10 protein-coding genes are annotated in these 15109 nt (G+C 57.9%); 4 read left to right on the plus strand and 6 right to left on the minus strand.

Annotated elements, in window-relative coordinates:
• Positions 1-43: 43 nt before the first annotated feature.
• Complete coding sequence (locus tag ACUZ9P_RS00995; RefSeq protein WP_449248288.1) at positions 44-1798, plus strand: lysophospholipid acyltransferase family protein; 1755 nt, start codon at positions 44-46, stop codon at positions 1796-1798.
• Positions 1799-2054: 256 nt separating this feature from the next.
• On the opposite strand, the gene ACUZ9P_RS01000 is transcribed toward ACUZ9P_RS00995, so the two are convergent.
• Complete coding sequence (locus ACUZ9P_RS01000) at positions 2055-3725, minus strand: bacteriohemerythrin (RefSeq protein WP_449248289.1); 1671 nt, start codon at positions 3723-3725, stop codon at positions 2055-2057.
• 97 nt (positions 3726-3822) lie between these two features.
• Between ACUZ9P_RS01000 and yedF the strand changes: the two genes are divergently transcribed.
• Positions 3823-4428, plus strand: coding sequence for a sulfurtransferase-like selenium metabolism protein YedF (gene yedF, locus ACUZ9P_RS01005; protein ID WP_449248290.1), 606 nt, complete (start codon positions 3823-3825; stop codon positions 4426-4428).
• A gap of 288 nt (positions 4429-4716) precedes the next feature.
• Here the strand turns inward: yedF and ACUZ9P_RS01010 are convergent, their stop codons facing one another.
• The 5 genes from ACUZ9P_RS01010 to ACUZ9P_RS01030 form a co-directional block, all read right to left on the minus strand.
• Positions 4717-5916, minus strand: a complete 1200-nt coding sequence (locus ACUZ9P_RS01010) for an iron-containing alcohol dehydrogenase (RefSeq protein ID WP_449248291.1) — start codon at positions 5914-5916, stop codon at positions 4717-4719.
• Between the two features lie 550 nt (positions 5917-6466).
• A complete protein-coding gene (locus ACUZ9P_RS01015; RefSeq protein ID WP_449248292.1) occupies positions 6467-9466 on the minus strand; it encodes a hypothetical protein in 3000 nt (999 codons plus the stop codon).
• A gap of 526 nt (positions 9467-9992) precedes the next feature.
• On the minus strand, positions 9993-10775 hold the full coding sequence (locus ACUZ9P_RS01020) for a hypothetical protein (RefSeq protein WP_449248293.1): 783 nt from the start codon (positions 10773-10775) through the stop codon (positions 9993-9995).
• Positions 10772-11116 carry a hypothetical protein gene (locus ACUZ9P_RS01025; RefSeq protein ID WP_449248294.1) on the minus strand — a complete coding sequence of 115 codons (345 nt, stop codon included), beginning with the start codon at positions 11114-11116 and terminating at the stop codon, positions 10772-10774. Before ACUZ9P_RS01025 ends, ACUZ9P_RS01020 begins: the two co-directional genes overlap by 4 nt.
• Before the next feature lie 8 nt (positions 11117-11124).
• The gene (locus tag ACUZ9P_RS01030) at positions 11125-12399 is read right to left on the minus strand and encodes a YIP1 family protein (protein ID WP_449248295.1); all 1275 of its coding nucleotides are present in this window, start codon (positions 12397-12399) and stop codon (positions 11125-11127) included.
• 355 nt (positions 12400-12754) lie between these two features.
• Here ACUZ9P_RS01030 and ACUZ9P_RS01035 point away from each other — a divergent pair, with 355 nt between their 5' ends.
• Entirely contained in the window at positions 12755-13975 is a 1221-nt protein-coding gene (locus ACUZ9P_RS01035) for a sodium:calcium antiporter (RefSeq protein WP_449248296.1), read from the plus strand.
• 104 nt (positions 13976-14079) lie between these two features.
• Positions 14080-15048, plus strand: a complete 969-nt coding sequence (locus tag ACUZ9P_RS01040) for an RsiV family protein (RefSeq protein WP_449248297.1) — start codon at positions 14080-14082, stop codon at positions 15046-15048.
• Positions 15049-15109 lie beyond the last annotated feature (61 nt).

Below are 15109 nucleotides of genomic sequence, written 5' to 3' on the forward strand. Positions count from 1 at the left end.
ATGCGCCCACGCGCATGCCCAGCCCAAGCACAGGAGAATCCCCATGCCCGGCAATGCTGATATTTTACCCCTTGCACCTGGCCGCCCGCTGGTCAGAAGCGTCGGGCGGCTGGCCCGCGCCCTGGCCCGTCAGCTTTCGGGTTTTGCCCGGTTGGAAAAGATGGCCGACACACTGCCCCAGTGCGGCGACCCTCAAACCTTTGCCACCGCCTGCCTCACCGCGCTGGATGTGCGTACGGAATGCCTACGCGGCGATCTGGAGCGCATCCCTGCCCGAGGACCGGTGGTGCTTTTTGCCAACCATCCCTCCGGCGCGCTTGAAGGGTTGATGCTTGCAGCCCTCTGCGGCAAGGCACGTCCCGATCTCAAAATTCTTGCCAGCGATGCCTTGCTGCGCATTCCCCAACTGGCGCAGCTTGCCCCCATGCTGCTGCCCCTGAATCTTTCTGGCGGCGCAGCCGCCAACGCCGCGGTGCTACGCACCGCCATGACCCACCTGCGATCGGGCGGAGCACTGGGTATTTTCCCTTCTGGGAGCGTGGCCCGCTGGCAATTGGGACGCGGCATTGCGGAACAGCCCTGGTCACGCCTGCTCAGCAGGCTTGGCGGTCGCAATGCCGACATCCCTGGCCTGAATTTTGTTCCCCTGCATATGGGAGTACGGCAAAATCCTCTGTTTATCGCCGCAACGGCACTAAAAGAAAATGTGGGCGAAATCCTGCTGCCCCACACCCTGTTCAAACAGCGGGGAAGCACTGCCCGCATGATCGTGGGCGAGGCCATCCCCGCAGAAATTCTGACCGGGCTGAACCACGAGCAACGCACTCACTGTCTGGGGCTTTGCCGCTCTGCCCTAGGCTCTGAACACGGCGCTGCCGGGCATGCAGCCAATTGTCAGCCTCTGGCCCCTGCCGCTGCCAAGATGGATATAATGGTCAGCCTTGCCGCCCTGCCGGAAAACCGCATGCTGGCCCGCGAAGGACGCTACTGCGTCTATCTGCTTGAGGGCAACGAATCGCCCCTGCTGCTGGACGAACTGAGCAGAAGGCGCGAAGAGGCCTTCCGCGCGCTGGGTGAAGGATCGGGACAGGCGCGGGATACAGACCGCTACGACCCCCAGTATTCACACCTGTTGCTCATGGACGAACAAGGCAAAAACATTGCAGGTTCATACCGGGCACGCGTGGTGCAACCAGAAGGAACCTGGCAGTATGACAAAAAACGCCTCTACACTGCCTCGCTCTTTGAGTACGATCCGGAATTTTTCCGCCAGTGCGGCAATGCGCTGGAACTGGGACGCGCCTTTGTCTGCCCCGAATACCAGCGCGATTACACTCCCCTGCTTCTGCTGTGGAAGGGCATTGGGCAAATGGCCCTGCGCAATGACGTGCGTACTCTTTTTGGCCCTGCCAGCATTGGCCTCAACTATCGCCCGCAATCGGTAGACCTGCTCTGGCGGCACCTGCGCCTACGCCACTGGGATACGCCTCTGGCAAGTCTGGTGCGCGGCAAACAGCCCCGCAAACTGCGCGAAGAACTGCCCTTTGCCCAGCACCTTGATTACAAGTCCGTCAACGCGCTGGTGCGCCAGATGGAAGGCGGGCGCACCCTGCCCATACTTTTTAAGCACTACCTGCAACTGGGCGGGCGCATTGCCGCCTTTCACGAAGACAGAACCTTTGGCACCCTTGATGCCCTGCTGGTGGTGGATCTGCTCAACGCACCCGACAAACAGTTGCGCCGCTATGTGGGAGAGGAAGGCATGCGCAGGCTGCGCGAAGGCAGCTGGCCCGCATAGGACAGACGAGCATCAGGATATTTATGAGGGAAGGCCCTTACGCAGTCCTGCCCTGAAATTTTATCCCAGCTTCAAACGATGGCAGTAAGCCCCAGTGAAACGGGGCAACAACAGATAGTAGTCTGACGCGCCACCTGCGCAAAGGGGCCATCACGCATGCCCGGCGTGACGGCCCCTTTTTTGTAGGGTTCTGCGCACAAGCAAAAAGCCCCTTTCGGGGCTTCTTTGCTTGCACAAAACATCTTTGATTTTATGACTACCGCTTTTTCGCGGGTTCCTTGTCCTCAGGTTTGAGGTAGGGCAAATAGGTGGGGTCAGTGCCCATGATGTGCTGTACCAGCCAATCCTTGAGGAAGGTCAGCAGATCCATGCTCACGGTGGCGGTGCCCATACGCAACTGCTCTTCCACCTCATCCAGCTTGGCAACAAACTTTTTATGGATCTTCATGTGTTCCGCTGCGGCCTTGTAGGAGGGAACATTGAACAGCCTTTCTTCATCGCCAAAGTGGGTGGCCGTGTAATCGCGCAGCTTTTTGAGCACTCCGATCATTTCAGACGCAGGCTTGTTATGCGTCATGGCCTGATGCAGTTCGTTGATATACTCCACCAGCAGCTTGTGTTCCCTGTCCACCAGGGGCACGTGCAGTTCGAGTTTGGGCGTCCACTCCACAAACTTGTCGGAGAGGGCTTGATCAAAGTCGCCTGAAACAAGCGCGTTGACGATCATATCCAGCTCTTCCATGCCGCTCTGGAACGTCAGCAGCGAGGCCGTAAACATCTCCATGTTCTTGGAGGTGCTTTCCGCCACGCAACGCACTTCTTCCAGCGCGCCGCTGGTTCCGGAGCTCTGCTCGGACTGCTCAGCGGCACCGGCAGCGATGCTGGCAAGGTGCCCGGCTGTATCCGCCATGCTTTGCAGAATAGCACGCATCACATCACCGGCGTTGTTGGCCTTGTCTGCCGCGTCCACGCTCAGTTGGGCGGCCTTGTCCACAGTCAGCACGTTGCGCCGAGTTTCATCCTGAATGGCCTTTACGGCCTCCTCGACTTCCTTGGTGGCACCCATGGTTTTTTCAGCCAGCTTGCGCACCTCGTCGGCCACCACGGCAAATCCGCGCCCGGCCTCGCCTGCGCGCGCAGCTTCAATAGCGGCGTTGAGGGCCAGCAGATTGGTCTGATCTGCCACTTCGTTGATGACGCTCATGACCTGACCGATATTGCTGGCTTTTTCGCCCAGCCCCGCCATGGCTTCCTTGAGCAGCACGATGGTGTCGCGCACACTGTCAATGGAGCCAACTGCACCTTCCACTTCCTGCTCGCCTGTGGCGGCGCTGGCGCTTGAATTCTGGGCGTTTTCCGAGAGTTCACGCACACGCAGGGAGGCCTGACTGGCAGAATCGGCCACGCGCCCCATAGCCGCGCCTGTTTCCTCAAGCCTGTCGCGCTGCACGGCTACGCCGCCGTTCACGTCCGTAATGAGGCTGGCAAGCCTGCGCATGTCGCCAGAAAGTCTGGTGCACACCGCATGGGCCTTGTGCAGGGCGATAACACCTTTTTCGCGCCGCCCACGCAAGGTTACGACAAGTTCCTCAGATTCCTTGAGCTGCTTGGCAAGTTCGCTGTTCTGCGCCTGCAAGGATTCCACAACCTGAGCGTCCGCCTTGGTTTTCAGCGTTTCACGCAGGCTTTCAATGCACTGCATGGCCCGCTGTTCCACATCGCCATCAGCAGATGGCGATGTGGCCTGAGCGTCCAGATACTGCGCCAGACGGGCAGCACGGGATCGCCCGCTCAGCCAGAGCCAGATGCTTGCACCGGCGCAGACAAAAATAATGCCGACCACCAGCCAGCTCATTCCCTGTATACCGCCCAAAACGGCCAAACCGCCCAAAGCGGCAATGATTACTACCTGAAGCGCAATGCCCATATATGCCTACCTTAGTTTATCTTGCTTATCGGCTTTTTTCTAACTACCCTTACCCCTAATAGTTGTAAATCGCAGATATCATGACAGGAGGATATTCATGGAACGATTTGATTGCAGAGGGCTGGCCTGCCCCCAGCCCGTCATGCGCACCCGCGATGCCCTGGCAGCAGGAGCAACTGCCCTTGAAGTGCTGGTAGACAACGAGCCTGCTCGGGAAAACGTGCGGCGTTTTCTGGAAGGCCGCGGCTTTACTGTTGCCGCCAGCCAGGAAGGCCCCGACTGCTGGCGTATCACGGCAAGTGCTGGGGAATCTGCGGCATCCGCCCCGCAGCAGGCCGAGGAAGCATCCCGCCCCCTGGGTGAAACCAACCGGACGCTGGTGCTCATCACCACTGAGACCATTGGCCGTGGCGATGACGGGCTGGGTGCAAAACTCATGGGCAATTTTGTGGCTACTCTGCCAGAACTTGGGCCTCGCCTTTGGCGCATTGTGCTGATCAACGGCGGCGTCAAACTGGCATCCCAGCCTGGCCCTGCGCTGGATGCCCTGAAAAAAATGGCAGCCGATGGCGTTTCTGTGCTTGTGTGCGGCACCTGCCTTGCGCACTTTGGCCTGCTGGAGGCCAAGGAAGTTGGCGACACCTCAAACATGCTTGATATTGTCACCAGCCTTGATCTGGCGGACAAAGTCATCCGTCCCTGAGCCACCGCCCCTCGGGCATGGGCTGCCTTAACACGCAAAAAGCGGCATGGATTCCATGCCGCTTTTTTTTGTTATGGAGCAAAGCCACGCAGTTTTTCATTTCATATTGCGGTCAGATACGTGGAGCTGAAACACGGCACTCGGAGCCGGGGCGGGGCGTAAACCACAACGCAAAAGCAAGAAAAACGGCGCGGAAAGCCCGCGCCGTTTTTCATACCGCGATGTCTGCCAAAGACCTGTCCCACCGGGGGCATCAGGCAAACGGCCTACATTCTGGAGGACACTGTATTACAGGGCCGTCTTGTAGATAGCCGCCACGGCCGCATCCGTCATGGAGCGGGGGTTGGTAAGACCGCAGGCGTCCTTCTGGGCGTTGGCGGTCATAGTGGGGATATCGGCTTCGCGTACTTCCTTGCCGTACTTTTTGCCAAGGGCGACCAGGCCATCAGGGATGCCCACGTCCTTAGACAGAATGTTGATGGCGGTGATGGCTTTGCGCGAGGCTTCGTCGGAGCTGATGCCCTGGGTGAGTTCACCCAGCAACTGGGCAATACGGCCAAAGCGGCGACGGCTGGAGATACGGTTGTATTCACACACATGGGGCAGCAGGATGGCGTTGCATTCACCATGGGGCAGATCATAGAAGCCGCCCAGCTGGTGAGCCATGGCGTGCACGTGACCGAGGCTGGCGTTGTTGAAGGCCATGCCAGCCAGATACTGGGCATAGCACATGCCTTCGCGGGCTTCCTTGTCCCGGCCGTTGGCAACGGCGCGGCGCAGGTAGCGGTTGATGTATTCCATGGCCTTTTCAGCGCAGGCATCAGTCATGGGCGTGGCGGCGGTGGAAACGTAGGCTTCCACAGCGTGGGTCAGGGCGTCCATGCCGGTGGCCGCGGTCAGGGCCGGGGGCATGCCCATCATCAGGACGGGATCGTCAATGGCCACGCTGGGGGTACAGCGCCAGTCAACAATGGCCATTTTCACCTTGCGCGAGGTGTCGGTGATAATGCAGAAACGCGTCATTTCAGAGGCGGTGCCAGCGGTGGTGTTCACTGCAACATACGGGGGGAAGGGCTTTTTGGACTTGTCCACGCCTTCGTAGTCATGAATCTTGCCACCGTTGCCTGCCAAAAAGCCTACGCCCTTGCCGCAGTCATGCGAGCTGCCGCCGCCAAGGGTAACGATGCTGTCGCACTTTTCTTTTTTGTACAGTTCAAAAGCTTCTGCAACGTTTTTGTCCGTGGGGTTCGGGATGGTCTTATCGTATATGGCATACTTCATCTTGGCAGCATCAAGAATGTCGGTGATCACTTTAAGGATACCTGCATTAACGATACCCTGGTCAGTTACAACCAGCGGCTTCGCACCATTGATGCTCTTCAATCGAGCAGGAATCTCTTTGGAACATCCCTCGCCCACCAGGGTGACGTTGGGGATAAAGAACGAGGTGATCTGACCCATATGCATGCTCTTAAGATCCGTACTCATTCGTAACTCCTTTTGTTATACAGAACGATATCAGTGCGAAATGCTCTGTCGTAAGTATGAAAGACTCCTGTGGAAAAAAATATACCATATAAAAAACCAATGCAAGCATAACACAGCATTTAGTTAGTTCTTTTTTTCCTTTTAGTTTCACATTCAAATGTTATTTTTTGCACAAGCAACTAGAGTGTAAAATTATTTTTTGCACAAGCGCACCTTTGATTGATTGACCACACAATACACTCGCTTAAAATAAAACCGTGAAAAAACAGATGACTAACCGTTTTGCATTGTACTTTTGCCACAACAACAAAAAACCACCGGAGCAGGCGAACCTGCAACGGTGGTTTGAAGACGGGAACCGCGTCGTTCCCATACTTCCGGTGTGTACTGGCGCTGCCTGTCAGGCAGGCGCGCCCTGTGCCCGGCGCAAAGGCAAATGCCCGCGCCCGCTGTATGATTATTCAGATGATGCCTGCGTAGCAGGCAAGACCTGTTCTCTTGCTATCCTTTGTCCTACGTCTGGCCTTCCGGCATCGGCTCCGATTGATTGTCAGAAGGTTCCCGGCTCCCGCATCTTTCCGGGGCGGCACAGGCGGCTTAGCCGCCTCAGATATTCTTTACGCTTATCCAGGTAAAAAGCCAGCGGCCGGGAAAAATTGCGCCCAAGCAATCCGTCCACCAGCATCTGACTGACCTCGCGTTCTCGCGTCAGCACCAGCTGCGCCCGCGCAAGCACGTTGCGGTCAGCTTCGGGCATGGCTCTGGCAATCTGCCGGAATGCATCCTGCGCACGTGGCTGGTAGAACCATATATACATGAGGTCAAGGGCGTTAATGATGAAAGCCCGTTCAAGCTCCTTGCCCATCACCCCGCCGCTGCCCTGCAAGCCGCCGGGTTTCGCCAGCTTGATAAGAGCGTCTTCGTCAGGAAACAACAGCTCCAGGCGCGTGTAGCAGTCAAAAACACTGGCAAGCTTACTGCGATAATCCCATCTGCGCATGCGCAGGTTCACTTGGCTGTCGGCATAACCTTCAATGAGAGCGGCAACCGAATCCGAGGCCATCTTGGAAATAACCGCAGCGCTCGGCACAAGATACATGGCCGGATTATCCACACCCAGCAGAAAGGCCACCTGATACAGCACCCAGTTGTACAGCGACGACACCGGGATGGCCAAAAGGCTGCGGAACAGATTGCCAATGGACGCTTCTTTGGGAAAACCGCGAAACACATTGTGCGCGCACAAATAAATGCCGTTAACAAGGCTGAGCACGCCAAACACCACCCAGGGGTTCTGCGCCGCAGTAATGCCGAGTGTTTTATCAAGCAGCAGCACGCGCACCAGCATTTCGAGCAGCAGCACCGAAAAACCCGTGAACATGAGCGAATCGCACAAGCGGCTCACGTTGACCTGATCTTTCCAGTGAATGAGCGTGGAACGCGTTGCCCCCTTGGCAGCCATGACCATCTGTACCACGTTGCGGAATCCCGTAATGCCAAACCAGATAAAGGTACCGCACCAGGCGAGGAACCACCAGTTCTGCGTATACATAAAGGAGAAAAACGCCGGGCAGAAGCCCATGAGCACCTTGAGACAGTTGCTCACAAAACTGTTTAAATAGGCTGGCCCCAGAGGTTCGCTGCTGCCCTTTTCGCAGGTTTTGCCCAGCAGGCCGTTGCCGCAGGCAAGGCTCAAGCCGCCAAGGTTGAGCACGTTGCCCTTGGTGCAGATGCGAAAGTCCACGCTGGCGGTCTTCCAGACAGACTGGCTTTCCATACCCATATGACGGCAACCGGGCAGATGGCGCAGCAGCCGCAAGGCCTTTTGCCAGGGCGAGGGATTGCGGGGTTTGCTGTAACGCACGCATTCTTCAACCGGCGAACAAACAGGAATATCCGGCTGTTTTTGATCCCTTGCATAAAATTTGCGGCTGCGTGCGGGCAGGGTTTCGCGCAGCACAAAACCCATGCCGTAGGAATCACGGCTCACCGAGCTTGTGCCAAGGCGTGAACCAAGGGGCTTGTTGCGATAGTGCTCCCACAATTTCGGCACGTTGTGCAGAATATGGCGGAACTTCGCCGCGCGCTCCTCGTCCTGGGTGCTCATGCGGCGCACCATCGTGCGGATCATCTGCTTCACACGCGGGCCAAGCCCTTCATTGAGAGCTTGCTGCAACTCGCTGATAGCCTTGAGGCAGGAGTGCTTGCCTTCCATCCAGCCGCGCATGTTGAAAATTTCCAGATGGCTGATGCTGCCCCGGCTGTCCCACAAAAGTTCCGCCACGTCTTCCACGCTCAGCCCCTTGGTGGTCAGCACAAGTCGGTAGCCGGGGTTCAGTTCGGAAAGTTCGCGGGTAATGTCGCCCACAGAAAGCTGCATGAGCGGCGGCAGGTCGCCGTGCGCGCAGGGCTTGTTGAGGTCGGGCATTTCCGGGTGTTCCAGGGGTGAAAGCCAGTGGTCGGCGATGTATTCAGCGCTCAGGTTATCCAGAAAAACCAGTTCGGCCATGGCCTCCTCGCTGTCGCTCTCGCGCAGCAGGGCTGCTCGTTCACGCAACGATGGCTGCACATGCGCATGCAGCGCCTCGGCAAGATGCAGGCCAGAGGCCTGCCCCCGGCCCACATGCCGCGAAAAACCCTCGCCGGTCAGTTCCGGCACAGTTACTCCCCACTGGGCTTCAAGCTGCGGACGCTGGATTTCGTTCCAGAGTGCAAGGCTTTCGAGCACGCGTTCACGACGCCAGCGCAGCACCTCGCGGCCCCGCTTCATAAGCTCGGCAACCTTGGGGCTGTGCAAAAACTCCAGAAAATCCTCGTTGGAGCTGAAGCCACGGGGAATCCAGAACAGGCTGATGAATCGCCCGTAAAAAGGCAGATGAAATTCCAGGCCGATACGCACGCCGATACCGGTGATTTCCGCTGCGCGCAGAATTTCGCGCGCAGCATCGGGCTGCACCCAGTATTCATAGGCCACAGTAAGGGAACGCATACCCTTGATCCATGCGTCCATGATCAGATGGGTGGGTGTTTTGCGGCCCTTGGTGTTGGCGTCATACACATGGTCGTCAAAGGCAAGCTGATTCCAGCTTTCGGGCATTTCAGGCAGGTGATAGCGCGCCAGCATACGGCGCACCACGCGCGGCGTACCCTGCACGGTGCGTCGAAAATCGTGAGCCAGCTTGAGCTGCTCAAGCTGGCTGCCGTGAGCGCGCACCATGCTCTTCATGATCTGCATGAGGGCGCGCGCAGTGTTGCGCCGCAGGGCCGAGTGGGCACTGTTGAGCACTTCATCATACAGGGTCTTGAGGGCAAGCAGCCGGTCGCGAGCCTGTGTGCGGCCCGCCTGAAGGTTGCGCAGCAGGTTTATGACGGCGTACGCCATGCGCGAAACAGGCGAGGCCACCAGTTCCTTGATGCCGTGCGGATGCAGGCTGGGATCAAAAAGAAATGTGTCCGACTGTTTGCCGTCGGATTCCAGAATACGGTTGACCAGAGCCAGGATGTCCCTGTCCTGCTTGTCAAAATAAATACCTTGCATCTTCGCGCACACGGCGGATCTCCTTTCTGCCGCTTCCCATTCAGCCAAATCCTTTGGGGGAATGATCGGCAAGGAACTGTTCTCGCATATTTTCACGGCCTTTTGCTGCAAAAGGCCGGAGCCAAGCACGGATGCGGCAGCGGTGACGCAACGCGCAAACTGCTTGTGACGGAGTGAACAGCCCTAGTATTTCTTATTACTTACCCTGTGACAATGGCTTCGTCAAACAGAGCTTTTTCCTTACCACTCAAAAAGTTAGGAGCGGGGCATCCTGCCCCGCTCCAGTTTGACGGCAAAACCCGCATGACGGGCTGTAACATATCGGCGGCGGCAAAACGGCCTTACCGAAAAGATCAAAAGCCAGAATGGCAAAACCGCGACTCAAAGCTTATCTGCTCAATATTTTTGGCAGTATTCGCCTTTGCACGGCAAACCCGCCCACAAAGCAAACCTGATGCTACAGTTGCCCGCTCCGCAGAAAGTTCAAAAAAGTACAACCACTGCGTCATGTGAGGGACGGCAACGGAATGCTCTACACCTAAAAGGCCTTTGTGCCAAACACCGTATCCCAGAACGACTTTTCCTTGGACGAAGGATCAACCCAGGCCAGCACTTCGCGGCCCATATCCCACGCCAGAGAGCGGGCGATAAAGCCCGAAGGGTCGCCAGGGTTGCGTTCCCTGATGGAGAAAAGATAAAAATCATGCACTTGTCGGGCTTCCATCAAGCCACCCTGCGCCATGGACCAGAGCAAGGTGCCGGAGCGCGCGTCGTACACCTCCATAGCCAGCGAAAGCGAGCTGGAGCCCGTGCTGCCGCCGTCCATGTAGTGATTGATGTACCCCCCGACCACCATTTCCGCACCGCGCTGGCGGGCCAGGGCTATGGCGCGGGAGGGTTCGTACGGCGCGCCCTGCGGCGCATACTCAAGGGCCTGAAAGGCATTGAGCGAAAGCCAGACCTGCCAGACCTGCCGCGAAAGCATCTCGCTGAAGCTCACGGCATTGGCTATCTGCTGCGTGGCACGCAAGGGCACGAACAGGGCGCGGGGGCGCCGCCCCAGAACCATCTGCGGCGCCACGTAAATGGCAGGAGGCTGGCGGCGCACAAAGTTGTTTATCTGAAACTGAAAAGGCGTGCCAAAATCGCCAGTGACGCTCACAGACCTGTGGCTGTCGTCTGGCGGCGAAGAGCAGCCGCCGAGGAGCGTAAACAAAAGCGTTGCCAGAATTGTAGCTGCGACCAGCGCCAGCGCAAGAGGCCCGCGCTGGCGCGACACTGCGCCGCCCAAGCCGCAAAACCGGGTATACAGATGGTTCATTGCGTTTTCTCCGAGGCCAGACATGCATTTTGCATGGAATCGAGCAGCTTTTCCCTGGCCTGCGCCAGGCTGTCGTGCAGATCGCGGCGTTTTTCTGCCGGGATGGTGCAAAACGAGGTCTGGCGGGTCATCTGCACAAGGCTGCGCATTTCCCGCTCCAGCTGAGCCAGATGGAGCGATTCCGCTTCCGTCAGCGCAATGCTTCTTCCGGCCAGTTCCGCCAGATGCCCAAGGTCTTCGGCCTTGGCGCGAATGGTGTCTGGCCTGATGCTTGCGCCATATTTACGACAACTGCGAAATTCATGCCAGAATAGCGCAATTCTTCGCCAAAAGCGGGCCATGGCAATCCTCAGAATTGGGCAGCCTTCATCACCTGCAACAACAGCGGCGCGAGCAGCAGCACAACAGGAGCAAAGCCCATGAAGGTCTGCGGCCACGTAAGATTAAGAACCGTGCGGCACCCCACAAGGACGCAGGCGATCATCCAGATGAAGCCCACTATGGAGCCCAGCAAGGGCACCACGCACAGCAGCGAGGGTGCTGCCGCATAGGCCGCCACCTGAAACACCAGCGAGAATTCGGGCTTTTTGCCCGTTATGAAGCCATAGGTAAAATGCATCAGCGCCGTCAGCACATAGAGCTGCACCACAGAAACGCCTGTTTTGATCAGGATGGTCATGGGCAGGCTGAGCTGGGGCGAAAGCAGAATGAGCATTTTTTCCAGCTCGGGGTCAGAAGCGGCGCTGGGCGCCATGAGCGAAAGAAAGATGCCCGACCACACCCTTTCGATAACAACCTGAATGACGCTGATTATCAGATAGAACACCAGCGGCCGCACCTGCGAGGATTCCGCCCGCATATGGGCAAAAAAGTTGTGCGCGCCAAACATGACCCGCATGCAGGTGTGATAAAAGGCGGGTATCCAGCCATCCGGCTCAGGCGCGGCATCCCAGGGATTGGCTGGGCCGTGCTGGCCATCGTCCTGATTGTCTTCGCGGTCGTTTTCAAACCGCGCGGATTCACGCGCATAGGCCGCGCTGGCCTTACGGCTGTCATCAGCATCATCGTCAGCCGGGCCAAAAAGTCCGCGCTGCGAATTACGATTCTGTTGATTGTCGTCATCCCGGTCGCCAGCGCGTTTTTCACTGCTCTTATCGTCACGCTGACCAAAAATATTTTTGCCGCCCAGCAGCCCCCACAAGTTACCGATATGCCTTTCTTCCCCAGTATCCGCCTGGGGAAATTTTCTGCCAGACTGCGGCCTTTGCGCGGGTTCGCGGCTCTCGCCCCGCTCGTCATCCGAACAGGAAGGTTTCTGCACGGAATGACCGGGAACAATGGCCCCAGGGGGCAATGGGTCATCATCGCCCGACTGCCAGGCTCCCCGCCCATGTGGTTCCGCACCCGAATTTTCAGGCCGCGCAGCGGCGACTTCGGAATCTCCACTGTGCGGAGGATTTTCAACGGGGTGTTCCGGTTCGGACAGCACATCCATCACGCCAACGCCGGGAACCAGACGGAACCGGCAGGCGCAGTGCGGGCATGTAGCTATAACTGCCTTGGAGGGCAGACGATCGGCGGGCAATTCGCGGCTGAAGCCGCAACGCGGGCAAGTAATATTCACAAAAAGCTCCTAGGCTGGCCGGTAACACCGACACATAATTCACCGTCACTTTAGCCGCAGGCACCCATGCTGGCAAGTGCCGCCTGCCCTCTTGCAACAATGCGGCGCAGGATTCGGCAGCAAGGCCTGTGCCCCGGATTTTGCAGCGCTGCAAGCCGCAGAATGCCGGGTGGAATTATTGACAGCGCCGTGAACAACGTCTATTTTGGCGGCTCAAGGGGAGTAACTGGGTTCTTGAAACCCGGGCGACATCAACAGCATGGCCTCATGGCCTGGTGTAGCCGTCGGTATAGCCGATTAGTGAGACCTTGGCGTTACATCGCCAAGGTCTTTTTTATTTTTTAAGGAGAACAGCATGACCATTCGCGCACTGCGCCCCTACCTCATTGCCGTGGGCATGACCCTGCCCGGCATTGGGCTGCGTTTTCTGCACCCTGACGTTTCACCGCTGTTGGTGGCCCTGCTCTCGGGCATGGCCATTCTGGGCGCGTCATTTCTGCTCACCTGGGCGTGTGAAGTCGCCCAGATGGACATTCCGCAGGCTGTGGCCGTGGCTGTGGTGGCTTTTATCGCCGTTCTGCCCGAATACGCCGTGGACATGTACTTTACCTGGATGGCGGGCCAGCACCCCGAGAGCGCATACTCCCACTACGCCATTGCCAATATGACCGGGGCCAACAGGCTGCTCATCGGCGTGGGCTGGTCGGCCATTGTGCTTGTTTTTGCCAGACGTTTCCATTCGGGCGTTTCCCTGCCGGACGACAAACGCACGGACGTGCTCTTTCTTGGCCTGGCGACCATTTACGCCCTGTTTATTCCGCTCAAGGGGTCGTTGACCTGGGTTGACGGCGTAGTGCTGCTGAGCATCTACATCTGGTACATCTGCATTATCGCCCGCAGACCCGTGGAAGAGGAAGAACCCGAAGGCCCCGCAGCCCTGCTGGCCCATTTTGCCAAAAAGGTACGCCTGCGCAGCGTTATTCTTATTTTCCTTTTTTCGGCGCTGGTCATTTTGTGCAATGCCGAACCCTTCAGTGAAAGTCTGGTTGCCAGCGGAAAACTGTTGGGCATCAACGAATTTTTGCTGGTGCAGTGGCTTGCGCCTCTTGCCTCGGAGTCTCCCGAATTCATCATTGCCCTCATGTTTGCCGCACGGGGCAATGCTTCGCTGGCTCTGGGCAGCCTGCTTTCGTCCAAACTCAACCAGTGGACCCTGCTTGTGGGCATGATCCCCGGTGTCTACGCCGCGTCATCCGGCTCGCTTTCGCCCTCCATAAACCTTGACACTCACCAGTTTCAGGAAATACTACTGACAGCCGGGCAGTCCCTTTTTGCCGTGGCCCTGCTGGTGGATCTGCGCCTGCATGTACGCGAGGCTCTGTGGCTGTTCATCCTGTTTGCAGCCCAGTTGCTCTCGCCACTCTACGACACTCAGGTTGAAGCCCTGCTGGGGCTTGCGCACGATCCTTTACGCCTGCACTATTTCTTTGCGCAGGTGTATCTGGTGCTGGCGGCGGTGCTGCTGCTCAGAAACTGGCGCGGCCTTCTGCGCCTGCGTGAAGGATTCAAGGTTTAAAGCTATTGTATTTACCGCCCGCATGTGTTCCTGTGCCAGGCACATGCGGGCTTTGCCGCAAAACCCCGTCGGCCAGACTTTTCTGACCGCTACAATGGATGAATATGCCCCGCTTAGTCTTTTTTCTGCTTCTGCTTTTGCCGCTGCTGGCATGCGCGCAGGCCGCCCTTGCCGCCCGTCTGCCTGAAGTGCAGGCAGCGGGATCACTTAAAGCTGAAACTCCTGTTCAGGGCATTAAAATAATACCGGCCCGCAAGGATTCCGCGGACGCGCCTCCCACTTCGCTGGCCGCTGCCGACCCCAATGCGGGTGCAGGCCAGCCCCCTCAGCCCGCAGCCACTGCGGACAATGCCTCCCCTGCCGCGACAGATGCCGCACCAGCGCCGAAAGCTGTGGAAAAAGCGGACGAAAAGACTGCGGCAGCCATTATTTCCGGTTCGCGCCGCCCTGGCATCATTGAACACCAGATCGTGCGCACCAACCGGGAAGACAAACCGGATATCAATCTCAGCTATCCCTCGGTCGGCATCCGCACTGTGGACGCCAATATCCGCGAATGGGCCACTGGCATAGCCGACGCCTTTGAAGAAACCTTCAATTCGCCCGGTCTGTACCCGGATGGCAACCGCCCGGTTCCTGAACTGTGGTGTTCCTATTCTCTAAGCCATCCTTCGGACAAGGCACTGAGCATCACCTTTGAAGTCTGGACGTACACGGGCGGCGCACAGGGCAATCTGGACATCATGACCCTGAACTACAGCCTGCTGACAGGCCAGCGCCTAGGGCTGGTGGATATTTTTGAAGATCCGGACGCGGCCCTTGCCATCATGTCCGCATGGTCGCGCAGGGAGCTTTTCCAGCGTCTGGGCGGCATGCGTCAGGAGCAGTACCTGCGCACAGGCCTTAATCCCGTGCCGGAAAACTTCGCCAGCCTGACCCTGACGCCCTCGGGCATACGCATCAACTTTCAGCCCTATCAGGTGGCCCCTGGCATGGCCGGCGCGCAGAAGGTGGAAATCCCCATTGAAGAACTCCAGCCTGCGCATCCCCTGATGCTGCTCTGGGGCAAATAACGCCCCTCGCCGTCGTGCGCTCATATATGCAAAAAGCCCCTTTCGGGGCTTTTTTTGTGAG

The sequence above is a fragment of the Desulfovibrio intestinivivus genome (assembly GCF_053570665.1).